The organism is Parasphingorhabdus sp. (genome assembly GCF_039982415.1).
GTDB lineage: Bacteria > Pseudomonadota > Alphaproteobacteria > Sphingomonadales > Sphingomonadaceae > Parasphingorhabdus.
In genome coordinates, this window is sequence record NZ_JBDWYL010000006.1 from 617,032 (window position 1) to 642,487 (window position 25,456).

22 protein-coding genes are annotated in these 25,456 nt (G+C 45.9%); 13 read left to right on the forward strand and 9 right to left on the reverse strand.

The genetic code is table 11. The features are described 5' to 3' along the window. Window positions 1-20 precede the first annotated feature (20 nt). The 13 genes from ABJU74_RS08680 (at window position 21) to ABJU74_RS08740 (ending at window position 15,296) form a co-directional block, all read left to right on the forward strand. On the forward strand, window positions 21-2,126 hold the full coding sequence (locus tag ABJU74_RS08680; protein WP_348383451.1) for a hypothetical protein: 2,106 nt from the start codon (window positions 21-23) through the stop codon (window positions 2,124-2,126). A gap of 104 nt (window positions 2,127-2,230) precedes the next feature. After that, window positions 2,231-3,694, forward strand: coding sequence for an O-antigen ligase family protein (locus ABJU74_RS08685; protein WP_348383450.1), 1,464 nt, complete (start codon window positions 2,231-2,233; stop codon window positions 3,692-3,694). Window positions 3,695-3,847: 153 nt separating this feature from the next. After that, window positions 3,848-4,495 (forward strand): polysaccharide biosynthesis/export family protein, encoded by a 648-nt coding sequence (locus tag ABJU74_RS08690; RefSeq protein ID WP_348383449.1) that lies wholly within the window; start codon window positions 3,848-3,850, stop codon window positions 4,493-4,495. Window positions 4,496-4,518: 23 nt separating this feature from the next. Continuing rightward, window positions 4,519-6,696: a polysaccharide biosynthesis tyrosine autokinase gene (locus ABJU74_RS08695; protein WP_348383448.1), complete on the forward strand. Its 2,178-nt coding sequence runs from the start codon at window positions 4,519-4,521 to the stop codon at window positions 6,694-6,696. Window positions 6,697-6,725: 29 nt separating this feature from the next. Beyond that, entirely contained in the window at window positions 6,726-7,901 is a 1,176-nt protein-coding gene (locus tag ABJU74_RS08700) for a hypothetical protein (protein WP_348383447.1), read from the forward strand. A 178-nt stretch (window positions 7,902-8,079) separates the two neighbouring features. Beyond that, the gene (locus tag ABJU74_RS08705) at window positions 8,080-9,108 is read left to right on the forward strand and encodes a glycosyltransferase family 2 protein (protein WP_348383446.1); all 1,029 of its coding nucleotides are present in this window, start codon (window positions 8,080-8,082) and stop codon (window positions 9,106-9,108) included. After that, a complete protein-coding gene (locus ABJU74_RS08710) occupies window positions 9,093-10,256 on the forward strand; it encodes a DegT/DnrJ/EryC1/StrS family aminotransferase (protein ID WP_348384009.1) in 1,164 nt (387 codons plus the stop codon). Before ABJU74_RS08705 ends, ABJU74_RS08710 begins: the two co-directional genes overlap by 16 nt. Then, on the forward strand, window positions 10,246-11,082 hold the full coding sequence (locus ABJU74_RS08715) for a class I SAM-dependent methyltransferase (protein ID WP_348422672.1): 837 nt from the start codon (window positions 10,246-10,248) through the stop codon (window positions 11,080-11,082). The genes ABJU74_RS08710 and ABJU74_RS08715 overlap by 11 nt, the downstream gene beginning before the upstream one ends. A 6-nt stretch (window positions 11,083-11,088) precedes the next feature. Then, window positions 11,089-11,715, forward strand: coding sequence for a GNAT family N-acetyltransferase (locus tag ABJU74_RS08720; protein ID WP_348383444.1), 627 nt, complete (start codon window positions 11,089-11,091; stop codon window positions 11,713-11,715). 17 nt (window positions 11,716-11,732) lie between these two features. After that, complete coding sequence (locus ABJU74_RS08725; protein ID WP_348383443.1) at window positions 11,733-12,842, forward strand: DegT/DnrJ/EryC1/StrS family aminotransferase; 1,110 nt, start codon at window positions 11,733-11,735, stop codon at window positions 12,840-12,842. 1 nt (window position 12,843) lies between these two features. Beyond that, window positions 12,844-13,656 carry a transketolase gene (locus ABJU74_RS08730; protein ID WP_348383442.1) on the forward strand — a complete coding sequence of 271 codons (813 nt, stop codon included), beginning with the start codon at window positions 12,844-12,846 and terminating at the stop codon, window positions 13,654-13,656. Then, window positions 13,653-14,540: a hypothetical protein gene (locus ABJU74_RS08735; protein ID WP_348383440.1), complete on the forward strand. Its 888-nt coding sequence runs from the start codon at window positions 13,653-13,655 to the stop codon at window positions 14,538-14,540. Before ABJU74_RS08730 ends, ABJU74_RS08735 begins: the two co-directional genes overlap by 4 nt. Window positions 14,541-14,567: 27 nt before the next feature. Continuing rightward, on the forward strand, window positions 14,568-15,296 hold the full coding sequence (locus ABJU74_RS08740; protein ID WP_348383438.1) for a sugar transferase: 729 nt from the start codon (window positions 14,568-14,570) through the stop codon (window positions 15,294-15,296). Window positions 15,297-15,332: 36 nt separating this feature from the next. On the opposite strand, the gene ABJU74_RS08745 is transcribed toward ABJU74_RS08740, so the two are convergent. From ABJU74_RS08745 to ABJU74_RS08785, 9 genes are all read right to left on the reverse strand, one after another. Continuing rightward, window positions 15,333-16,457, reverse strand: coding sequence for a glycosyltransferase (locus ABJU74_RS08745; protein WP_348383436.1), 1,125 nt, complete (start codon window positions 16,455-16,457; stop codon window positions 15,333-15,335). Continuing rightward, a complete protein-coding gene (locus ABJU74_RS08750) occupies window positions 16,445-17,749 on the reverse strand; it encodes a hypothetical protein (RefSeq protein WP_348383434.1) in 1,305 nt (434 codons plus the stop codon). The genes ABJU74_RS08745 and ABJU74_RS08750 overlap by 13 nt, the downstream gene beginning before the upstream one ends. A gap of 123 nt (window positions 17,750-17,872) precedes the next feature. Further along, on the reverse strand, window positions 17,873-19,192 hold the full coding sequence (locus tag ABJU74_RS08755; RefSeq protein ID WP_348383432.1) for an oligosaccharide flippase family protein: 1,320 nt from the start codon (window positions 19,190-19,192) through the stop codon (window positions 17,873-17,875). Beyond that, entirely contained in the window at window positions 19,192-20,283 is a 1,092-nt protein-coding gene (locus ABJU74_RS08760) for a DegT/DnrJ/EryC1/StrS family aminotransferase (RefSeq protein WP_348383430.1), read from the reverse strand. The genes ABJU74_RS08755 and ABJU74_RS08760 overlap by 1 nt, the downstream gene beginning before the upstream one ends. After that, window positions 20,283-21,185, reverse strand: coding sequence for a hypothetical protein (locus ABJU74_RS08765; protein WP_348383428.1), 903 nt, complete (start codon window positions 21,183-21,185; stop codon window positions 20,283-20,285). The genes ABJU74_RS08760 and ABJU74_RS08765 overlap by 1 nt, the downstream gene beginning before the upstream one ends. A gap of 11 nt (window positions 21,186-21,196) precedes the next feature. Then, the gene (locus ABJU74_RS08770; protein ID WP_348383426.1) at window positions 21,197-22,138 is read right to left on the reverse strand and encodes a Gfo/Idh/MocA family oxidoreductase; all 942 of its coding nucleotides are present in this window, start codon (window positions 22,136-22,138) and stop codon (window positions 21,197-21,199) included. 12 nt (window positions 22,139-22,150) lie between these two features. Next, complete coding sequence (locus tag ABJU74_RS08775) at window positions 22,151-23,464, reverse strand: nucleotide sugar dehydrogenase (RefSeq protein ID WP_348383424.1); 1,314 nt, start codon at window positions 23,462-23,464, stop codon at window positions 22,151-22,153. 229 nt (window positions 23,465-23,693) lie between these two features. After that, on the reverse strand, window positions 23,694-24,818 hold the full coding sequence (locus ABJU74_RS08780; protein ID WP_348383422.1) for a M14-type cytosolic carboxypeptidase: 1,125 nt from the start codon (window positions 24,816-24,818) through the stop codon (window positions 23,694-23,696). After that, a complete protein-coding gene (locus ABJU74_RS08785; RefSeq protein ID WP_348383420.1) occupies window positions 24,815-25,417 on the reverse strand; it encodes a DUF4136 domain-containing protein in 603 nt (200 codons plus the stop codon). The genes ABJU74_RS08780 and ABJU74_RS08785 overlap by 4 nt, the downstream gene beginning before the upstream one ends. Window positions 25,418-25,456 lie beyond the last annotated feature (39 nt).

Here is a 25,456-nt window from a genome sequence, read left to right on the forward strand (position 1 = left end):
ACACAGTGCAAAAGGGTACCGTGCGTTATACTGAATTGATTGCTCCGGCGAACAAGGCAAGGTATGGTAATGCCTTGTCGATTTTACAGAATTCGCCGTGTGACGGCGATTTTTCAATGGAGTTAACGAAAATCGGTTTCCTCAAAAAAGCTCTTAATCGCCGGCGGTTCTTGGCAAATGGTCCACTCATCACTGGAGCTTTGGGGACTTCATCGGCCGCTGCTGATGCGAAAGTATCTGAAAAAATATTCCAGAACCGCGCTGATTTAAAACTAGCGGCAAGTCAGGCCAGAGACGCGGAGGTTTTCCAGTTACACGAGACAAATCGTGCAGGTGTATTTCAATTTCAGCAGGGAGATTTTTCACAACAATTATCCGTCGACACAGTCGAAGCAATTTATTTGGCTGTGGATGGTATCTCGCCGTCTAAAGCAGCACTAGTGCGCCAATATGGCGGCTTACCATTGCCCGAATGGGGGGACACCGACCTTTCGATCATTTTGCCGATTTATGAGGCTCTGGGTTTAAAGGCGGTTCAATTACACGGTGAATATCTTGTTTCAAACCAGATCAAGCAAGGAAACTTGCATTTACAAGGGCCTGCAAAGCTCACTCAGGCGGGCAATTTCCGATCTTTGCTCCATGCACAAGGTGCGCTGGAAAAATTGCCTCGACTCAAATCTACACTGTCAGAAGGCATAGTTAGGATAGAATTTGCAAGGCCTCATGGCCTTTCTGTCAACGATCTATTGGGGATTTACGATCCAAATAATGGTAGTTGGCATGGCGGACGGCGTTACTATCGTGCCGGAGAGATTTGCGAAATCGTTCGGGTTGATGAAAATACGGTAACAGTAAAGCGTCCACTCGTTGATACTTATTCATCACAGGGTGTTGTTTGCTTTTTGATAAAGGCCAAATCACCATCATTGTCGGATATAGAATTTGAAACAACAACTGCAGTGCCAGTTGAATATGATATTTGCCGCGACATTATTATCGATAGGCCCAAGGGTATAACTCTTGCCTCACGCCAGATGAGAATATCTCGAAGTTATAATTTTGTTGTTGATTCGCCTTTTATGAACGGTTTGGGCACCGGGGCTGTAACAGACTATTGTATAGTTGTGGCCAACAGCCAGCACGGGCGGATAAATGGAGGAAATCTATACGGGAGAAGGCATCCCATCAGCCTCGGGGGAGGCGATTACGACATGTCGGTCCCATGTGACGATATCAAAATCATCGGATCAACCTTGTCAAATGGTCAGATGGTTGATTGTGCTGATTTTCACGGAAATGTCCGCAATTCTCAATATATAAATTGCGAGATCCATGGCTCCATCAAATTTGGCGGCAAGAATAATGGTTATCGGTCTTGCACAGTGGGCGCCAATGGCAATGGCGTGTGTCTTAATGCCAGCGAAATTTTAGGCGGCCGCCATTTTGCCATTGATTGCGATTTTGCAACCTTCAGAGACCCAAGAGAGGCGGTCCGAGGAATTTTTGATGTGGGTGGAAATGCAAACGGGGTTGTAGACTTTAATTCAAAGGAAGATTGTAGTTTTATCATCCGAGGTGGCAGCCTGAAAGCACGAAACCTAAGCAAATCAACCAGTCTTCTGCGATTTTATAACCGTGGCTCTCGCAAAAAGGTAAACTTTAATATCAGTGGCATTATTTTTGATGTGGATAATCCGATGACAGTGCTTGCGACGAACAACATAAGCGGCAATGCGATGAGCGACTATATCGTGGTTGACGGATTGATAAATCTTCCCGCCGGTTCAAGCTTAGCAGTTCATGCAGGCAACTCGGACTACATAAATATGCCGCACCGCTTGCAATCTCAGCGCGGTTCTGATTCGTTAACAGCAGAACAAGGCGAGCATATCAAATCAGGGGATCCCATTCGCTTCGCTTATCGATATCCCCGCGCGCCAATCATAAATGTTGATTTTCGCTTAAACAATGGCTCTTTGGTGTCTGATCACTCAGTATTGGGACAAGCCGACAATATAAGCGCTGGCGATACCCGTTTCCTAATCTACTGTCCGAAAGGGGAAAAATGGAAAAGAAAATTGGATGTGACGGCAAATTGGGTGGTAGGAATTGATGAAGTCTGATTTTTTGAGACGTTTCTAAGTGTTACCTTATTCTGTTTGCGCAAAATCGTTAACAATATATGGGCTCACCCGAATGATTAATTGCAATTTTGGAATCCCGAACTATGTCCCCAAAGTCCAAAAAATCAAAGCGCAAACTTCCGCAGTTTTTACCGTTACTACGAGAACCCATTAGTCATTTTTATGTGTTTATAGCCTTTGTCGGTCTTGTTTTTTTAACCGGCGGTAGTGCTCGTGATGACGTTCAATCTTTGATCGTGTTGCGCCCATTTACGCTGCTCTTTGGTGCATACGCATTGGTTTACCGCACATCTGAACATTGGAAAGGCCGACAATTCCCCTTGTATATTGGGGGTTTATTGCTGCTGTTGATGATTGCTCAATTGATACCATTGCCGCCTTCAATTTGGGAAGGGCTTTCTGGCCGGAAGATTTTCTCGGATATTGGCATATTGGCAGGAATTGATTCGCCGTGGCGACCATTGTCATTGTCGCCTTCGCGCACCCTGAACAGTTTGTTCTCTTTAACTGTCCCGTTGACGGCAATGATGCTATATCTAAATTTGCACAAGGCTGATCAGAAAAAGACTCTCATTATATTCACATTTTTTGCCGCCTTGAGTGCGCTCCTTGCAGCTCTTCAAATTGCTGGGCCGACAAGAGGCCCACTCTATTTTTATAATATTACCAACTATGGTGTCGGTGTAGGGCTCTTTGCCAACCGAAATCATCAGTCGGTATTTCTCGCTGCTACTATCATAACATTGGGTTGGTATGCCGCGTCTCAAATTCCATCTCTACGCTTGGCGCTATTGAAATTTTATGCCGCGATTGCGGGTATTATTGTCTTGGTACCGTTGATTTTTATAACCGGTTCAAGGGCCGGGTTGATATTAATGGTCCCAGCAATTTTCGTAGCATTGGCGCTCATCTATTTTGGCCGCTATGCAAATACTGAATATGCCCCGGCAAAAAAAAGGAAAAACAAAAAATTGCCTCGTTTGTCGATGCGGCAAACCATCGTGACTGGAAGTTTAGTGGCCTTGGCAACGGTCATCTTTTTTGCAGTGTATTTGTCGCGATCGCTGGCGCTTGATCGCTTGTTTGATGGCAATGATCTTGGGGAGTTGAGAACCCAACTTCTCCCTACCTTGTTTCAGATGTTGAATGATTATTTTCCATGGGGAAGTGGCTTTGGTTCATTTGAACATGTTTACCGAATTTATGAGCCTCAAGAACTGTTGCGTGCGACTTACTTGAATCAAGCCCATAACGATTGGCTACAATTTCCTATTGAAGGCGGTTTGCCGGCGATACTCATTGCTGGCTTGGCCATGATTTGGTTCGTTAAGCGGCTGATCAGCCTTGTAAAAAATTGGTCTAAATCGCGTGATACTAAATATGTAGCTTTGACTGCCATCGCAATAATCACTTGTTTCTTGACAAGCAGCATTGGAGATTATCCATTGCGCGTTCCATCGCTCATCATGGTATTTGCCGTTTTGGCTTGTCTCTTTGGCGATGCCGTTAACTCTGTTCAGCATTCAGACAGAAAACGGGTTGGATAGCGCCGGGCAAGTTCTTTTTTAGCGGCTCATGGGCGGTTTACGTTGTCAACGTGATAGTCTAAGCGAATGCCAGTTTATTCGGATGTCTTTAATATGATGAAATGGTTACCTATCCTCGCCTCACTGATTTTGTTGTCTGCATGCGGGCAAACTGTGTTGACAGGGAGCTCTGATGTTACGGTTGTGTCGGACAAAGGATTACCCGAACCGACGCGGGTTGATTTACTCAGTTCAAATCGCCCCTATCTTATTGGACCGTTTGATAAACTTCGTATCGATGTCTTCGGAATTGAAGATCTCAACAAAGAAGTGCAAATTGACGCCAGCGGCCGCTTGTCTTTTCCATTAATAGGCGTTGTTGAAGCTTCCGGATTGACACCAGGAGAGCTCGCCGATGCTATAGAGAAACGCCTGCAAGGACGATATGTGCGTAATCCCCAGGTTACGGTAAACTTGGAAGAGACCGTCAGTCAGGTGATTACCGTCGATGGTCAAGTCGATAGACCGGGCCTTTACCCCGTAATTGGAAGAATGACCTTGATGCGCGCTGTAGCTACCGCGGGTGGCACTGCTGAATTTGCGAAGCTCAATGATGTAGTGATTTTTCGGAGTGTAAATGGCGAGCAGCTTGCCGGATTGTATAATTTGAAAGCGATCCGACGCGGGAATTATTCTGATCCTGAAGTATTTGCCAATGACGTCATAGTTGTTGGTGATTCGCAAGCCCGTCGACTATTCCGTGATTTGATACAGGCATCGCCTTTGATCACGACACCTCTGATCATATTGTTTAGAAATTAATGAGCGAAACAAGTACAAATCCTATGAACAATTCGAGTCCTTCGATTAAAAGAATCGATCCCGATCCTTATGATGATACCGCCCACGAAATGCCGATTATATTGCAATATTGGCAGGCCGTGTTGCGACATAAAATCCCGATTGCCATAATTTTGGCTTTGTGTGTGGCTCTGGGCGTAATCATAACTTTGCTGACCACACCATTTTTTACATCAACATCCACGGTCGAAATTGATCGCGAGCAAGATAATGTAACGAATGTTGAAGGTGTAGCAGGGTCCGATGGCGGCAGCCAAAATCTTGAATTTTACCAGACTCAATATTCTCTGCTTGAGTCACGTTCCATAGCGGAGCGCGTCGTGAGAGCGCAGAATCTAACTGGAGGGGATGGATTTTTCCAGACCTTTAACATTGACCCTAATGATTCCGGCCTGTTGGTCGGTTCAGCGGAATCGCAAACAGCTGCTGAGCGGAACCAGCGGCTCAAATTGGCTATCGAACTTTTGCAGGATAATATTCAAATATCACCTATCAGGGGTTCAAGCTTGGTGGACGTTAGTTTCCAAAGCCCCAGCCCCACGTTGTCCGCTCGCATTGCAAACGCATGGGTCGAACAATTTATTCAATCAAATTTGGACCGTCGTTTCAACTCAACCGCTGACGCCAGAAAATTTCTGGAAGAGCAACTTGCTGATCTCAAACAAAAACTCGAGGATTCAGAACGCAATCTTTCCGCCTATGCTGATAATAAAGAGATTATAACGCTGTCCTCTGCCCAGACTGCCGAAGGGAAAACTGTGTCCCAGAGAACACTAGCATCGGCCAACTTGGAGGCGTTAAATGCGGCCCTAGCGCAGGCCGTAGCGGACCGGATTGCAGCTGAAAATGAAGCTGGTCAAAGAGCTGGAGATCAAAATGCTCTGACGAATAGCGCGCTCAACAACCTGCGCGAAGAGCGAGCAAAGGTCCAAGCCGAATATGCCAAAATATTGGTTCAGTTTGAACCAGAATACCCCGCTGCCAAAGCGCTGGCCTCTCAAATTGCGGCTTTAGACAAAAGCATTGTCGCCGAAAATGTGCGGTCCAGAAAGGGAACCTCTGCGCGATATCGCGAGGCTCTGGGAAGAGAAAAACAGCTGCGCGCCGAAGTTAACAGATTGAAGGGGCAGTTTAGCGGAGAGCGGCGAGATTCTATTCAATTCAACATATTCCAACGCGAAGTCGATACTAACCGCCAACTTTATGATGGCTTGCTGCAACGATATAAAGAAATTGGTGTAGCGGGCGTTGGCAGCAATAATATTTCAGTGGTTGACCGTGCGCAACCATCTGAACGGCCATCAAGTCCTAAGCTATTTGCAAATGTTGCGCTCGCACTATTGGCGGGCCTCGGCTTGGCAGCCGTATATACGTTTGTTATGGAGCAAATTGATCAAACAATAAAAGACCCTGCAGATCTAAAGTCAAAATTGGGCATCGCATCATTGGGGTCGATTCCAGATCTTGAAAAAGAAGATATTCTTGAAAGCCTTCAAGATAAAAAATCTATCATCTGGGAGGCGTACCTCTCTATACGAACGAGCTTAACCTTTCTAACGGATCATGGAGTTCCTCGCTCCTTCCTCCTTACCAGTACCCGGCCAAATGAGGGCAAAAGTACATCCGCCTTTGCATTGGCGGCCGTGCTGGCAAGCACAAAAAAACGCATATTGCTGATTGATGGAGATATGAGAAACCCATCTCTCCACAAAATGCTAGGCAATGCCAATATATGTGGCTTGAGCAACTATCTTGCTGGTGAGGATGATCTCGACAAGGTCATCGAACGCACGTCGAGCTTTGGTTTTGACACGATTTCGGCAGGCCCGATTCCTCCCAATGCTGCAGAGCTACTCAGCAGCAGCAGAATGCGAGATTTGATCGAGAAACTAGCTGATTCCTATGATACTGTAATCATTGATGCCCCGCCTGTTTTGGGATTGGCCGATATCCCATTATTGGCCGATTCCGTCGAAGGCGTCATTTACACAATTGAAGCCGGCGGTGTTAAACTGCGGGGCATTCAGTCTGCGATCCAACGGGTTCGAAGCTCGCACGCCCATATTTTTGGCGGCTTCGTAACCAAAGTGCCTTCGGAAAGTTCTGGCTATGGCTATGGATACGCGTATCAATATAGCTACGGAAACAAAGCGGAAGCTTGACCGGAGAACTGGTCTAGAGCAGGTTATCGATGATCCTCAAAATAACCATTTGGTTTTTTGCCCTTATTTTGTCTTTGCTTTCCGGTGCTGTGACGATGGGAGCAATATCCAAAAGTCGTGCCCCGCAAATCGCGATGCAATTGCCTCCGGTAAACGGCTACGCTCTAGAAAAAACGGCTATGAATCAGGTGCGTGCGCTGATTATTGAACGGCAGGGGCAGTTTCCAGATAGGTTAGGCGGCGATATTTTAGGCCTTGCCCAGAAGGCATATAAATCAGAGCCTGTCACACCGGGTGCAATTGCTCTTTTGGCCATGGGCAAGCCGATAAGCCAAGAGCGGGCTTTGATGAAAGAAGCATATAAATTGTCGCGTCGAGAACAGCTTATAAATGGCTGGATGATTACCGACAGTGGTGCACGAGAAGATGTTGCGGCACTTTTGAAGCACTATGACACAACAATCCGAACCAATGCTTCTACACATATGGTTCTAACGCCCATTATGGCTGATGCTCTAGAAAATGAAAACGCGATTGATCCTTTTGCTGATCTTCTGTTGACCAATCCACCTTGGCGAGAGCTTTTTTGGAAACAAGTCGTTCAAAAGCCTGGTTCGTTGCAGAACGCAGTTTCCTTGCGTGGGAAGATGCTAGATCTTACGGACCATAAAGAGGCCGGATATGATGCCGAACTGATTGTAGCATTAATCAAGAATAAGCAATTTGGCGAATCCCAGAAATTTTATCGGAAGCTGTCTAAAAATGCCGAATTGGGGATTGTAAAAAATAGTTCTTTCGAACAAGTATCGCAATACCAACCGATTGATTGGCAGTTATTTTCCACAGGCGAATATGGCGCAACAATAGATGATGGGGATTTGAATCTGAATGCCATTCGAAATTCGGGCGGTATTTTTGCGCGTCAGCTGGTCGAAATTCCCAAACAAACCGTGCGGGCGGAAGTTCTACTCAACGATGATCCGGTGGCAAGCGCAAATCTGTTTCTTAATTTTTCTTGCGCTGAAGACATAGCCAACAAACCTCGGCGGATTAGGATCAGTCTGAAAGAGAAGTCCGTGCAGCGAGAAATAGACAATAGCAATTCATCCTGTGACTTTTACTGGCTCGATGTTACCGGCCGGGCCTCAGAAAATAGCGATGGCTTTGACGCAACTGTAAAATCTGTGAAATTGATACCGATGTAAGTTGATCCTTTTTCACCGAGTGGAATAAGTCGCAATTCCTAGAATATGGTTTTTTGAGATTAAAACTTGCATTACAGAATAGGAAATCCGGGATGATTATTGCCTTTTTTGATGGATCGCAATCGGCGATCGTGAACGTTATCAACCATCCTGCAATATTTGGACTCGAGTTTAGTTTATGAAAGTTAGTGTCGTTATTCCAACCTACAACGAGGAACGGTATATTGAGGGTTGTCTGCGGTCACTCTTGGCTAGCGACACCGAGGATTTTAGTACTGAGTTTCTCGTGATCGATGGAATGAGCAATGATGGTACGCGAACCATTGTGAAGCAACTTAGCGAAGAATTTCCAACCATTAGACTGATTGACAATGAAGCGCGGAACAAACCGGCGGCATTGAATTTGGGTATAGAACATGCGCTGGGAGACATATTGATCCGTGTAGATGCGCATGCAATTTATGATCGCGCTTATGTTAGCCGTACAGTATACCATATTCAGAATAATGATGCTGATAATGTGGGCGGTATTCGCAGGACACTTCCTAGCGGAAACAGCAAGCTTGCCAAAGGGCTAGCCTATGCAGTTTCCAACCCTTTTGCGGCTGGAAACGCCGTCTATCGTACTTTGCCAGCTGAAGACGGAGCCGAAACAATCGTCCGAGAAGTGGACACTGTCTTTGGCGGAGGCTTTCCCAAAGACCTGTTTTCTCGGATTGGGGGATTTAACTTGCAATTGCTGCGTGGACAGGACCGCGAATTTAATCATCGAATTCGAGCCAATGGCGGTAAGATTTTGCTGTGTACCGACATTATTTGCGACTATTATGCGCGGTCCGAGCTTTCCGCCTATGTCCGTTGGATATATGATGGCGGCGCGACCCCTTTTTACATTAGCCGCTTAACAGGGGATCAAATTTATTCTGTTCGCAATCTTGTTCCGTTGGCTTTTTTGGGAAGTTTGGTGGCTAGCACCGCCATTGGGTTTTTCTCTTCAATAGGCTGGTTGCTTCTCGGACTTATAACGGTATTTTATTTGATTGGCGCCTTTGTGTTTAGTTGGAGAGTTGTCAAAGCAGAGAGAAATTTTGCCTATTTTTTTATAATGCCGGTTATTTTTCTGCTCACCCATATTCCCTATGCTCTAGGAAGTTTGAGTGGATTGCTCCGACCGGTTCGAAAGGATGCAAAATGGGTCCGTTCTTAGATGCGCAGGAACAAATTGAGCAACTCACATTTGCGCGGGGTCGGGTGGCTTTGGCCGCGATTCTAAAGGCAATGGATGTAGGCCGCGGTGATGAAGTGGTCACGCAAGCATTTACATGTGTTGCAGTGCCAGAAGCGATTATGGCGATCGGAGCCATTCCGGTATACGTCGATATTGAAGCCGAGGGCTTTAATATTGATCCTGAAGAATTGGCGGCAAAAATAACGTCAAAAACACGGGCAATAATCGTGCAGCACACATTTGGCTGTGTGGCCGATATGAAGGCTATATCTGATATTGCGAAAAAATATGATGTCCCCGTCATAGAAGATTGCTGCCATAGTTTTCTCTCAACATTTGAAGACCAGATGGTCGGTACAATTGGTGAAGCGGCTTTCTACTCCTATGAATGGGGAAAGCCGATTGTGTGTGGTGTCGGTGGCAGCGCGTACAGTAAAAACCCAAAGCTCGCTGAAAAAATTGGAGAAATTCGAACTGACTACGCAAGCGGTTCATTTCTCCAAGACTTGCGATTGTCACTACAATACAGAGTCTTTGAAATATTATACCGGCCTCAATTTTTTTGGCAGTTGAGAAATTTGTTTCGCTTTCTTTCAAAACTTGGTTTGGCGAAAGGCAATTATGATCCGATCGAAACTGATCATTTCTCCGCAGATTTCTCACGGAAGATGGCAAACTCTTCTCAAAAACTTTTGCAGAAAAAAATCCAAGCTATCGCTGGCGTTGCAGATAATTCTCGGCGGATATGTGACGCATATCGCGAAAATATAATCAATGGGAATGTTAGGCATCCTGTACCACTTGCGGGTACCAACCCAGTATATGCGCGTTATCCGCTTCGGGTTTCAGGAAAAACCAAATTTCTCTCTGTCGCCCAAAAAGCCAATTTGGAATTAGCGGAATGGTATGTCTCGCCAATCCACCCATTAGAGCGCGTGGATTGGGAAAAAGTACATTACTCTCCCGGGGCCTGTCCGAATGCCGAGCAAAGATGTGCAGAGATAATTTCTTTACCGACCAATAACCGGGTCTCGGAAAAATATGTGCAAGCGATTTCAGGCCTGCTGAATGGCAATGCGGGTTTGCAGCAAGCGAATGATAAAATGGATGTTCAAAATGCAAATTGACTGGAAACTGAAGAGCTTTCTATATTCCGTGCTTGGGCACTTGCCATCAGGAACTCTGTACGCTGTTCAAAGGTATGTAACCGGCCGTTCCAAGGTGCGGGCCACTGCGATAAGCCCAAACTGGCTGTTCCATGAAGAAAATCTGATTAACTCAGGTTCGAAAAGGCTGATTGAATTTGGCGCAGGCAAATCTCTCATTCAGAATATCTATCTCAGCAAATTGTCAATTGAGCAAACCTTGGTTGATTTGTTTCGAATGGTCGACATTGACCAAGTCAATGACGCCATTGCTGCTTTGATCGCCCTTGATGTTGATATTGATGGCCGCCCAGTTAATTCACTGGAAGATCTCAAAAATTTTTATGGCATCGACTACAGAGCCCCTGTAGATATGAGGAATACTAAGTTTGAATCCGACCGTTTTGACATTTGCATTTCGACCAATACCTTAGAGCATATATCTGAACCTGATATCCGGGCTATACTCGCGGAATTGTTCCGCATCCTAAAGCCAGGCGGCAGGATATCGGCCAAGATCGACTATTCCGATCACTATGCGCATACGGACAAGAAAATTGGCGGAATGAACTTTCTGCAATATTCAGCTGAACAATGGCAGCGACATAATCACGATAACCATTATCAAAATCGGTTGCGGCATGGACATTTCAAAAAATTGTTTGATGAAAGCGGCTATCTTCCAAACAAAGCCAAGGCTGCTGACTACGAAGAAAACATCCCCGCCCATCTGAATGAGAATATATTGTGCCACGATGGAGATGACGCGGCTCTATCAGGTTATTTTGATCTTCAGGTACCGAATTGAACGACCATGGGAACGAAAAATAAGCTGATTGTCGATCCGGTTCAGAAGGATCTTTTGACTGCCTGCGCAGAGCTGCACGTTTCTGGCCTGAATCAAGGATTTCTAAGTTCGTTAGGTCCCGGCATTATGCAGTTGATTTTCCTGCATGGTGCACAGTCAAAATTCGGTAGCTTCATTGTTTGCAAACGCAACGACACAGTGATTGGGTTTTTGTTGGGTACATTAGATACAGGACAGTTTTACAAAAACTTTGTGCTTAAAAAGGGCATTAAGGCAGGATGGATTTTACTGCCCAAAATTTTCAATTTTAGCCGTTTGAAAAAGATCTTCGAGACACTTTTCTATCCATCGAAAAATGAGCTGAGAGATTTGCCGCGATCTGAGCTGATGGATATAGTAATTTCCGATCAAGCGCAGGGGAAAGGCATCGGTACAGCGTTGTTGAATAAGTTCTCGGATATTTTGCATGATGCAAATATAGCGGAGTTTAAAGTCACAACCGGTGAGCAGCTCACTGAGGCTGCTAAATTTTATAAGAAACATGGTGGTGATTTTCGGGGTACCATAGAGCTTCATGAAGGAGCCAAAATTCACGTCTATGTTTGTAAAACCCAAAAATTAGATACATTTTAACAAGGATTGTTCAAGACATGCCCAATATCCCATTTTTTAATTATCCTGCGGTATTCACGAGTTATCAAAAAGAATTTTTGGATGCGTTTGAGAATGTCGGTAGTCGAGGTGCATTCATCATGCAATCCGATCTCAAGGATTTCGAAGCAGAATTGGCGGAAACTGCCGGCGTGAGTCATGCGGTTGGTGTTGCAAACGCCACGGATGCATTAGAACTGATTATTCGTTTTTTGAACAAACCAAATGGTGAAGTCCTGGTATCCGATCACACAATGTCGGCCACTGCTTCTGCGGCTGTTGAAAATGGGCTGACCCCAGTAGCTGTGGATTTCGATGCGTCCTTGACCATGTGCCCAAAGTCCCTCGAAAAATCAGTTGGCCCCAACACGGTTGGTGTCATGCCCACTCAACTTAACGGACGGATTGCTGACATGGAGCCAATTCAATCAATTTGTGAGAAACATAATCTGTTTCTTGTTGAAGACTCGGCTCAAGCTCTGTCGGCCAAATATAAAGGACAGTCGGCAGGTTCATTTGGTGTTGGCGGTTGCATTAGTTTTTATCCTGCTAAAGTAGTCGGTTGTTTGGGTGATGCCGGAGCGATTGTCACTAATAACTCTGAATTGGCCGAATGGGCTTTGTCAGCAAGAGATCATGGCAGAGATCCTGAATCCGGTAAAACGGTGATGTGGGGGCGCAATACCAGAATGGACAATATGCAAGCTGCCTTTTTGTCGATTGTCCTCAAGGACTATCCTGAGATCATGGATCGTCGGAGAGAGATGGCGGACCTTTATCATGGCCATTTAAAAGATGTTGACCAACTCAAGCTGCCTAAGCCGCCTGCGCAAGAATCTGCAGATGAATATTGCATTTTCCAAAATTACGAAATTAATGCGCTTGAGCGGGATGGATTGAAACAACATTTGAGTGACCAAGGCATTGGATCCATCATACAATGGGGCGGACAGAGAATTTCAGAAATATGTGACACTGAGCTGCGCCATGCGCCCTATGCGGATGAAAATTTCAAAAACCTATTGTTGGTACCCTTCCATCTTGCTTTGACGGATGATGACATTAAAGAAGTTTCCGAAGCGATAAAATCATTCTACGCGAGCAGATAATATGCAGCATAACAACACTTATTCGCTTGCTAAATTTGTCCGCCAGTCCGTGGTTAAAATGACGTCTTTTGGTAATAGCTCACACGTCGGCTCTTGTCTTTCCATCGCGGATATTATGGCGGTCCTTTATGGCGAGATATTAAACGTTGATCCGCAGAACCCGGATATGCCTGATCGTGATCGCTTTTTGCTTTCCAAAGGACATGCCGGGGCTGCTGTCTATGCAAGTTTGGCGGGGACGGGGTTTATTGAGCCCGCAATGCTTGAAAAGCACTATATTAATGGTTCAATTATGTCCGGCCATGTGTCGCATAAAGGCATAGCTGGGGTAGAAGCTTCGACTGGATCCTTGGGGCAAGGTTTGGCTATCGCAACGGGAATGGCAATGGCTTCTAAGCTTGATGGACATAACCGCCGCATTGTGACGGTTATGAGCGACGGTGAATGCGATGAAGGTTCGGTTTGGGAGGCGGCAATGTTTGCTGCGCACTTTAGACTTCGTAACCTGATGGCGGTTATTGACTATAACAAATTACAATCGATCCACTCAACAGAGCAAACGATGGCTTTGGAACCGTTTGAAGACAAATGGCGTGCTTTTGGGTGGAATGTTAGACGCGTGGACGGCCATGATCATGAAGCGCTGATTGAAGCTATGCAACCTGATCAAGAGAATGATCGGCCGATGGTTTTAATCTGTGATACTGTTAAAGGAAAGGGCGTGTCATTTATGGAAAATGTGGTCTTGTGGCACTATCGATCGCCAGATGATGCGGAGCGCGAAGCGGCATTACAGGAGCTTGCAAACTCATGAGAGATAGTTTCGTAGAAACAATGCACGAATTGTTGGCTCAAGACAAAGATGTGATACTTTTGACCGGAGATTTAGGCTTCGGCATTTTTGACCAAATTGCGGTGGATTTTCCGGACCGGTTTATCAATGTCGGAGTCGCGGAGCAAAATATGCTCGGTTTGGCTGCCGGATTGTCACTAATGGGCAAAAAGGTGTTTTGCTACTCAATCGCAAATTTTAGTTTCATGCGAGGGTTAGAGCAGTTTCGAAATGGGGCAATTTATCACAATACAAATGTGACGGTTGTGTGTTCCGGTGGAGGTTTCACTTATGGTCAATTGGGCTTCACCCATTTTGCCATCGAAGATTACGGAATTCTCTCAACATTTTCGACCATTGAGATTCATCACCCGTCAACCAGCACACAAGTCGTCGATGCTACTCGCGCTTGTGCCGCCCACAACGGACCTAGCTATATTCGTTTGGAAAAGGCGGAACTGAATTTTCCGGACTCATTCGCCATTGCCGAAAATTTGGGTCTGCATTGTCATGCAGTTGGCGAACGGCAAGCTATCGTTGCAATTGGCAGTTTATTGGATGTCGCGATGTCAGCGATTGCTGATGGGGCTGCGGATAATCAACCAGCTGTATACAGCTTAACGCGGCACGACCACATTTCTGATCCACGATTGTTAGAAGAGCTCCGGAGCTATGACCATATAGTTGTCGTTGAGGAGCATGTCGTACCAAATAGCGTGGGCCAAAAATTAAAAGCAGCGTTGCAACATGTGAACGTGGTCCAACTCGCCATTTCCGATAGCGGCCCCAATATTGTTGGGGATCAAAACTATCTCCGGAATGAATATGGCATTACAGTATCCGGTATTCGCAACGCGCTGACCTGACGGCATTGATTGGAAGCTCTCAATATTATGAAACGTATATTCGATTTTGTTACCGCTTTGATCGGTTTGTTGGTTCTGTCTCCGCTGTTGCTTTTGATGATGCTCCTTGTGTTCCTCCAAGATATGCATTCGCCATTTTATATCGCCAAAAGGATCGGTAAAGACGGCCAGCCGTTTCAGATGGTCAAGTTGCGATCAATGGTCATTAATGCAGACAAAACTGGTGTGGATTCAACAGCGGCTGATGATAAGCGGATAACCGCGGTAGGACATTTTATCCGTAGGTTTAAATTGGATGAACTTATGCAGCTTTGGAATGTGCTGCTTGGTGATATGAGTTTGGTCGGCCCTCGACCCAATGTAGATGCCGATACGAACCGGTATACCAATCAAGAAAAGCGTATTCTGTTGATGAAACCTGGTATAACGGACATGGCTTCAATCGTTTTTTCGGACGAGGGAGATATATTGGAAGGGGCCGAAGATCCGGACCTTTTATACAATCAGATTATCCGACCCTATAAAAGCCGGCTTGCGATTATCTATGTAGAAAAAAGCTCCATTTTTCTGGATATATTCTTAATCGTACAAACTGTTGTTGCCATTATCGACAAGGAAACTGCGCTTACCAATCTTTCCAAGAAATTGAGTCAATTAACAGAGGACAAGAATTTGCTCGAGGTTAGCCTCCGCAAAGGACCTTTGCTTCCTGCCCCCCCCCCTGGCAGCAATGAAATTGTCAAAACCCTAGACTAGTTTGCTGGATATCTGTTTCTGCCATTCAAACGAGTTTTAAGCGGCCAACAAATCTTCATATAATTCGACAAGTCGCCGCGCTTCAATGTCCCAACTAAACCGTTCTTTGACAGCATTTTTCCCAACTTCTCCCATTTTTCTGGCTTTGTCCGGATTGTCCAATATCCAATGCATAGCACGTGCTATTTCTTGAGGTTTCAGGGGATCGACGAAGATTGCGCAATCAATATCGTCTAGAATAGTGCGCCAAAATGGAAAGTCAGATGCAATTATCGGTAAGCCTCCCATCATATATTCAAATAATTTTGTCGGATAGGATTGCAGATAGCTATCGGTAGGCTGCAATGTAACAAGGCCAGCAGCGGAATTGGCTAGAGCAACGGCCAAATCCTTCCGCCCGATCCAATCCACATGCGCAGTTCTCTTCCAGCCGGGCTCACGGGTCACTTCGTCTTTTAATTCTTTGGGTTGAAACGGCCCCGCTAAGCTCAAACTCGCTTCATGATCGGTAACATGGTCTATTGCTTGGACCATTTCCACAACACCGCGAGTTTTTGCGAGTCCTCCGACATAAAAAAATTGTTTAGAATTAGAGTCTTCCCGCTCCAATGCATTGACTGTAAGTTCATCCACCATGGGATAGTTATATATACAGGTTGATTTCTTGGATGGAAATCTATGGGACAATGTTGCTCCAGCAAGAACGATATGATTCATGCTTATTGCTGCCAGCCATTCTAAGGAGGAGGCGGCTAGACTCAAAATCTTCCGGACCGAGTTGGAGAGATAGGATTTTGCAAGAATTTGCCGAGGCAGGTCTTCATGTACATCATAAATAATTTTGACACCTGTCAGTCTCAATAATATCCCGACAGGTATAAGTTCGGGGTCATGAAAATGAGCGATTTGCGGCCGTGCTTTTCGGATTTCCTGGAACATTCGCCATGCCCCTTTGGTCATGCGCGATATTCGACGTTGTGGACGCAACCCTGTGTCATGAATCCGGAAACCAGACGTCGCGTCTATCTCATCTCCACAACCATCTTGGACAAAAAGTTCGACATTTTGACCAAATGCAGCAGCTAAGGTGGATACTTGTTTGACGCGAATACGGGTGTCCGTCCGAGAATGGACGGTGGTAAAATGGATTATACTGGGCATTGCGCCGCACCTTTTTCGTGATTTTCCTCAACAGGAAAGAACATGAGTAATATCAAGAGCAACATCATACCATGGGTGAGAATTGAGGTAACAATATCGGTTGATGTCATAATCGAAACACAAACCGTCAAAGACACTGAAAATACAAATTCATGGCCAATATGACGGCCATGACTATTCAGCATCGATAAAATCAATCCAAAAACTGCAGAATAGATTAAAACACCAACGATACCGGCATTGGAGTATCCGCTAGCGACAATTCCAGCATTCGCAGAAACGTCAGGGTTTTGAAAATATTCTTGACCGATGAGTTTGGGCGCGTTGACATGATAGGGGTTTTCAATGAGCCCGAATGTTATACTCGAAGAAGACCAATAATATTTGGATGTGTTGGCAAAAAATTCCAAATATAACGAGTCGAGCAACGGCGGAATAAAAAAGGTTCTACGCAATACAATCGAATTGATGAAACTTAATCCCCCGTTAGCTGAGGAAGAGAAATAGTAGAGATGATTTGCGACCAAAACGAATGAAACAGCCAGGAAAAAGAATATTATCGAGTTTATTTTTCCAAATTTCAGGGTCGCCAAATATATGAAATAAACAGCTATCGGGCCGAACAAGATGCTTTTATGTTGGGAAAGACCAAAATAGGTAATTGTCAGCACGGCAAAGACAATCGCCATGGTACGATTTTTGAAATAGGCGCTTAAAACAAATCCCATCGGGAGTAGTATTTTCCCGGTTGGCGAAATTATATATCCAAAAATTGACGGGATATTTGAGGCGGCCTCCGCTCGGAAATTGTAAACCTCCAACAAGTTTAAGTTAAAAGTTTTTAGCCCCCCATAGGCCACCTGCGCCCCCATACTGACAATTGTGAAAACCAAAATGATTCCGAACATCGTGGGTTGAGAAATCGGATCCATTTTCGGTCGCGTCACTCGCGCACGGGATATAATTAAAACAAGAGAAATGGATCCGACCACCAGCATCTGCGCAAAGTTGGTGCCGCCACCCACTGAGTACATGACAAATGAAGGCAGGATATAGAGAAAAGTGCCAAACAAGATGACCATATCAGAGACGATCGGTTTTGGCCGAAATGCAATTGCCCAAAAAATAAAAAAACAAATTGACAGCAGAACTTTCCACAAGTCCACTGCACCTACGAAGCCATAGTAACCCCAAGTTGGTACAATATCTATCAAGTATAACCGACACAAGATTGCAAATAAGGCAATATATATGGCGAAGTATGCTCCGGGTTTTATGTCCAATTTATTCATTATACATATTGACTTCTATATATTGGGTGCCGGTGCCGCGCCCCTTGCTGGTGTCTCGCGATATAGGCTGAATCAAAATCTAGTACATCAAAATTCCAGGATAGAATAATCGGCGAATGATTTTCACGATATGTTTTGGCTATCCAATGCGTTGGTTTCAGTGTCTTTGGCGGAACGTTCCAACGATTGCAATATGCGGGTCACCAATATGATGAAGATGAGGTAAAATACGGCACTGGATACCGTAAATGCTTCGGTCAGCCACTTCGGGTGATATAAAATGGCAATCAAAACACTGCCAACGCGCAAGACCAGTCCGCTAAGCTGTAGCAGCATGGCAAGTTCATATTTGTCCACCATATATAAAATGACGGAGATCGGTGAAGAAACAAATTGAAGCAAAAACCAAGGGGTCATCCAAGCGACGATGATTCCGGCGCGCTGCCAATCGGCGCCGAAAACATAAGGGAAGATAAATGGTGAAATAAATCCAACCAATAACAGAATCGGGGTACCCGACTTGAAAAGCATCCAAATCGTTTCTCGTGTTAGTGATACGAGAGTGCCTTTGCGCAAATGTTCAGGCGCCTCTGCTAGATATACTTGAGCAACGGAAGTCCCGACCAGGCCCATGGGCAATCCCATTACCCGAATTGCAATCATCACAAAACCCGCTTCGGGGCCAACAGCCCATGCTGCGATAATGATGATCGGCAACTGGATGCCTCCGCTGTTAAACAAGGATTCCGGAACCGACAAAAGAGGAAACCGTTTATAGACGCGAAGATTTGCGACGAGCGATGGCCGGTCTATTGCGGTCAATAACTTCTTGTCATTTTTCAGCAGTGATCTCACCAAGCCTACAATACCCATGCCGCCATAAATCATATGGCCAAATAAAAGGCCAAAAGGACCTGATGAGAATAATCCAAAACCGATCTGAGTCCCCGAGCCCCCGAGGGCTCGGGTTACGCGAGTCTGGGTAATCAAGCCAAACTGCTTTCTTCGAGATGTCCAATATTGAAGGGCATTGTAAATGGACGCGACGAAAACCCCTACGGGAATCATCCACAGTAATGGTCGCATGGCCGGCTGTTGAATCAATCCCACAATTTCGGATGGGAAAAGCAAAATTACGACTGCGATTAATACGCTTATTGTCGTGGCGGAAAAAAGGCTGAGCGCTACCAAGTTAATCGCGTTGGAATCATCTTCAGGCAATGGAATGGCAATGTTTAAACGCATACAGGAGATAACGGAAAACAGACCTATAATGGCTGTATATACAGCCAGAAGGCTAAAATCCTCTGGAGAGAAAAGCCTGGTTAGAATCGGGAGCGACAAAACCGCTAGACTTTGGGCAAATATGGTGCCGCCTGTGAGAATGCCGATATTCTTTACAAAAGCACTTTTGGGTAAAATACGAGCGATTAGATCTCGCATTAATCGCGCAATGCCTCAAGGAATGCATCGATTATGAGTTCTTGTACTTCATATTTCATATAAGGATGAATGGGTAAGCTCAGCACTTCGTTGGCAGCAAGATCACCATTGGGAAGTTTGACATTAGGCTGAGCCACAGCTGGTTGCTTGTTGAGTGGCAGAGGATAATGCACAGTCGATGGAATACCTGCAGCACTCAATCTCTTCTGCACTAAGTCTCTATTCTGAACACGCACCGTATATTGCGCCCATGACGATTGGTTGTGTTGTGCGATTTGCGGGATGGCGATATTGGTTTTCCCCCAGGCTGTATTATAGGCGTTGGCGGCAAGCTGCCGGGCTGAAATTTCATCATCCAATATCGTCAGCTTGGATAATAATATCGCTGCCTGCAAGGTGTCCAAACGACTATTCACTCCCACCCTGAGATGATGGTATCTTTTGCTTTGGCCATGACGAGCAATCTGGCGAACATTTGTTGCCAATTCTTCATCGGATGTAAAAATTGCACCACCATCACCATAGCAGCCTAAGGGTTTGGTCGGGAAGAAACTCGTGCAAGCAATCGTAGAGAGATTGCACGATTTTGTTTCTTTATATGTGGCACCAAAGCTTTGCGCGGCATCTTCTATTACGGGAATTTGAAACTGCCGCGCGATGCTATTAATCGCATCAAAATCTGCACATTGACCATATAGAGAAACCGGAATAATCGCTTTGGTTTTAGGGGTAATGGCATTTTTTAGAGCATTGGGTTCCAGATTGTAGGAAATCGGATCTATATCAACATATACGATTTTGGCACCGAGTAACGCACTGACTTCTGCGGTCGCAATATAGCTGAAACCGGGCGTAATAACTTCATCGCCTGGGCCTATGCCAAGAGCCATTAAGGCAATTTGCAACGCATCCGTTCCATTGGCACAAGAAATACAATATTTTGCACCGGTATATTCCGCAAGCTTCTGCTCAAGCTCGGTGACTTCTGGACCGAGGATATATTTGCCATGGTCCAAAACCTGTTGAATTCTCAAATTGAGTTCGTCTCGAAGCCTTTCTTGTTGGGAAGCAAGATCGATAAATGGAATCATTACAGGCCTTTAACGAAGTTTAGCCATTTGGCATGGTCCACGGCAAAATTGCCAGAAACAATGGCTTGTGGGGCGACATCTCGGGTTACCACCGCTCCCATCGACACTTGAGCCCCAGCACCGATTTTTACGCCATTTCTTATGCAAGCATTGGGACCGATATACGCATCATCATCTAGTTCGCATCGGCCAGATATTTCACAACATGCAACCAATGTCACTCGTTTGCCAATTTGGCAGTCGTGTGCGATGTGTATTAAAACGTCCGCAATGGTGCCTTCACCTAGAGTGGTGAAACCCCCAAAGGTTGCTCGAACGACTGTACATTTGGACAGGAGAGTGACCCCTCGTTCCATTTTAACTCCGCCGGACTGTTTCAATATTCGCCGCGGATTGGTGCCGTCAAAAATCTCTAGTGCATCCAGGCCAACGACAATATTCTCTCCGACATTACAATCAGCGCCAATAAGACTGCGCTCTTGTATACATGAGTTGGGTCCAACTTCGCTATTGGCTCCAATTTGGACGTTTTTGTCTGCAATTACCGCCGAAGGATGAACAAATGCAGACGGATGTATTTCTGTATCGAAACTTGCCCATTGAAAATCGGGTATTCCAGCAATGGTTTCGTGAAGCGTCAAAGAAGCTTGAATGGGGTTGTCTGAAATAGCGAGCCCCATTGATTCAGGAACCTGCTCTTCCAATTCAGCAGTCGTTATGATCCCACAGATGCCGGCTGTTGTGATTGCCGAGTGGATATGGTGCGCTTCTGAGCAAGGAACGATACGTTTTTCCAGCAGCGTTGGTATTTTGCCGACATAGCTAAAATTGCAATCCCGGATAACCGTGAGGCCATCTTGATTTGAAAACTGGCTAAGAGGAAGCGTATTGCCTGTAAACATATTTTTGCGCCTTATTGGTTCTTGGCAAAAGGGTGATAAGATCCCGTCAGATTTTGAGGTTGCGCAACCCTAATCTCAGAAACCGTCTCGATTGCCGTGCGGTTTGTTTCCAAGTCAAACCCGTTGCCATCTAAAATCTGCGCATAGCTGATATTGTGCAAGTCTGTAAATCCACCGGAAAATTCGATTTCTGAACCATCAACCGTAATCGATCGATAGGTGCGTTGCCCGGTCTCCCTTACCGCGGATGGGACGTCTTCTACATCAAGGGACAAGTACCATCTCACCCTAGCATGCTCATATTCTAGATAGCCTGCCGATTTTGTATCTTTGGCCAAGTGAACTACACTTTCCTGAAGGTCGCCAAAAATAAAATGCAACATATCAAAAAAATGTACACCAATATTGGTTGCTATGCCGCCGGATTTTGCGATTTCCGCTTTCCAGCTTTTCAAATACCAATTTCCCCGCGAGGTAATATAGGTCAGGTCCACATCATATTTGTTTTCTTTCAGGTTTTGTTGAACCTGTTCTCGGATTTTCACGATCGCAGGATGAAGCCTCAACTGCAGGATAGTGTTTACTTTCTGTCCCGAATCCCGTTCGTTTTCGATCACGCGATCGAGTTGATCTGGCCACAAAACTATAGGTTTTTCGCAAATTGCATCCGCGCCAGAGCGAAGCGCAAACATCATGTGCGATTCATGTAAATAGTTGGGGGATGCGATGGAAATATAGTCAATCGCTTTCTGCCGGCGGCGCAGTTGATCAACATGCGCATCGAACAACTCAAACTCTGTAAAATAATGAGCATTAGGGAAATGGCTGTCCATTATGCCAACAGAGTCATTGGGATCAAACGCGGCGACCAATTCGTTGCCGGTTTCCATAATCGCCTTCATATGGCGGGGCGCAATATAGCCAGCCGCTCCAGTGAGGCCGAATCTTTTCATCTGCGTATCCTTTTATGCTTTGACAATATGATCTCCGCCATCCCGGTATATTCCACGGCTATCGATTATCAGGGCTGCGTTTTCATGGATCATTTCATAGTCAAATGCAGCATGGTCAGTTGCTAGCACCACAGCATCAAACTGGCGGAGAGATTCAGGGGTTAGCGAAGTGGATGATAACTCAAATTTATGTTCCCGCATTTTCGGAAAAGTTGGAACATGAGGATCAGAATAGGCCAATTTCCCCCCACTGCTCTTTATCAATTCCATAATCTGAACAGACGGAGATTCTCGCATATCATCAACATTCTTCTTATATGCGATTCCGAGAACCAGGATATGGGAGCCGTTGACCGACTTCCCCCGCTCATTCAATGCGCCGGATAATTTGCCATAGACGTAAGCGGGCATGTTTTGGTTTATTTCACCCGACAATTCTATGAAACGAGTATGCAAGCCATATTCTCGCGCCTTCCAAGTCAGATAGAACGGGTCGATAGGGATACAATGTCCGCCTAAGCCTGGGCCAGGATAATAAGGTGTAAAACCAAAAGGTTTTGTTGCGGCGGCATCTATCACTTCAAAAATATCAATACCCATTTGATCAGCGACGATTTTCATTTCGTTGACTAAGCCAATGTTAACAGCGCGATGGATGTTCTCGAGCAGTTTTGTCATCTCAGCGGCTTTGGTAGAGCTTACGGAAACAATATGTTCAATGGCAGGTTTATACAAGGCGTGCCCAGCTTCGAGGCATGCAGGTGTGTGACCACCGATCACTTTGGGAATAGTCTTGGTGGTGAAGTCAGCATTGCCAGGATCTTCACGCTCTGGAGAATAAACGGCAAAAATATCTTCGCCGACTTGCAGCCCTCCAGATATGATGCGTGGTATTATTTCTTCTTCTGTTGTTCCCGGGTATGTCGTGCTCTCCAAGGAAATTATTTGGTTGGAGCGCAAGAAAGGCACAATTCTGTCTACAGAATCAATGACAAAACTGAGGTCAGGTTCGCGATATTTGTTTAAAGGTGTTGGAACACATAATATTATTGCATCCACTTCTGCGGCGCGAGAAAAATCGTCTGTTACGGATAAGCCATTGGCAACCGCTTTTGTGAGTTCCGCATCATCAATATGCTCTATCGATGAGTGACCTGCGTTCAATTGCTGGACTTTCTCAGCATCAATGTCGAAGCCCAGAACGTTAAAGCCGACCTCTGAATATCGCAGGGCCAGTGGCTGGCCAACATAGCCCATTCCTACAATACCGATAATTGCTTCGCCGGACTGAAGCCTTGCAATCAAAGTTGCATTTTTCTGCTTCATTGCAGTCACTTTCAATTTAGAATTTCCTAAGTCTGGGGATTGGTTCATTCGAAGTTATTCATTCAATGCTCAAGCCAGTTTGATGACCGTTTTTAAAACTGTAATGAACGCCAAGCCTATATCGCTCATCGGTTTACGTTGCAACTGACTAAGCGCGTAGTGCTGGCGACTGACAGCCCCGAATTTTAGAATTTTTTACATCGAATTAGAAGGGTTGGAAAGTTCAAAACTAAACCTCATCCACCAGCTCCGCCAATGTCGCCAAACATTCGCGCGCGAGCAATTTGCAGCGTTCCGGGGACCAGCCTTGTTCGCTGTCGGGGAGATCGCGATTATCTTTGAATGGCATTTCCAAAGTCATCGCCACCGCACCGAAACGTTCGGCGACCTGATTGGTTGACATGGAGAGGTTCGCTTTGCCTTTGGCAGCGGTGGGATAGCCCAATTCCGTTTGGAAATCCGGGGTCCGGGCCGCGAGCCGGTCACGATAGCTATGATATTTGCGGCCCAATTCTTCGGTCCAACTTGGAATGCCTTCAAATCCGGCTATGAAAACCGCTGGAATGGCTTCGTCTCCGTGCACATCCATGGCAAAATCCACCCCGCTTTCATCCATTGCATTGCGCACACAAAGCACTTCAGGGCTTTTTTCTGCGCTTGGTTCATGCCATTCCCGATTCAGGTTGGTGCCCACATGATTGGTTCGTAAGTGCCCTCTAAACGAACCATCTGGGTTCATATTGGGGACAATGTGAAATTGACATTTCTGTAATAAAGCGCGTGCTTGCGGATCGCTGGGATCGGCAAGCATTTCCAAAGCGCCTTCCATCCACCACTCCGCCATGCTTTCGCCGGGATGCTGGCGGGCGTAGAGCCAAATCTGTTTGGACCCTTCTCCCATTTCCAGACAATCAATTGGCTGGCCTTCCAGCGAATGACCCAATGTCCGGCATGTTACCCCTTCGACCGAAGCCAGTTCGGCGATAAGATCATGATGGCGATCCATGCTATAAGGGGCGAAATAGGCAAACCAGACGATATTGCTGGTTGCGATATAGCGGATCGACAAGCGGCCCTTGGCTTCGTCATACTCGCTATCTGCCCGACCCCAATATTCACGATCTTCGCTCACACAGGCTTTGTAACCGGGCCAGCCTTGAGGATAAGCAGATTCGGTCAAGCCGCTAATGTTAAGTTGCAACTCATCCCCAATGCCACAGCTTACGCGAAAGTGGAACCATTGGAAAAAAGCGCTATCTTTGTCCTTGCGGATCGAAAGGTTAGCCTGTGTCCCGGAAATGTCGTGGACGGTGATGTTCCCGCTGTCAAAAGCGGCAGTGATTTGAATGCTCATGGCACCCTGATAGTAGTTCCTGACTCTCCGGGGAAGTCCCTGAATAAGGCTGCTGCCAATTTTGCCGCTGCTAGACCCGGCTGGGCTGCTGGCGAACCTTCTTTGGCTTCGACCGAAGAGCGGCCTTCCCAAAGGGTTTGTCCATCGTCGCGGCGGGTTATCCGCACCGATAATTCCGTGGCAATTTTATCTTTGGGCTTGCCGCTGAGATTAATCCCAATGCCAAGACCGACGCCAGATCCATAGCTTCCTGTTCGGCCACCAACGCCAACCGAGACGGGTGAACGGCCGCCACCAGCAGTCAGGCGGCTTTGCTCCACCGACACGCGCGCAACATATTCTCCATTGGCGGCATCGCCGGCCGGATCGCTAAAACCGATGCGCTGCAATTCTTGACGCACCGCAGCTTCATAAGTGCTTTGTTCCAAGGTTTGATTTTCAGTTGCTTGTGAAGAAGAGATAATGGCTATTGTGCCGGTTGGAATTTGTGCGTCTTGCGCATTATGAAAACGGGTAACATCAACCGGCGGGGTCGTAGCGACACATGCGGTTGCGAAGAGGGACAGCGCGCCTGCTGCCAAAAGCTTGTTCCATGCCATAATATTCTATCTCCTGGCCAATCTCAGACCATTGTAGCT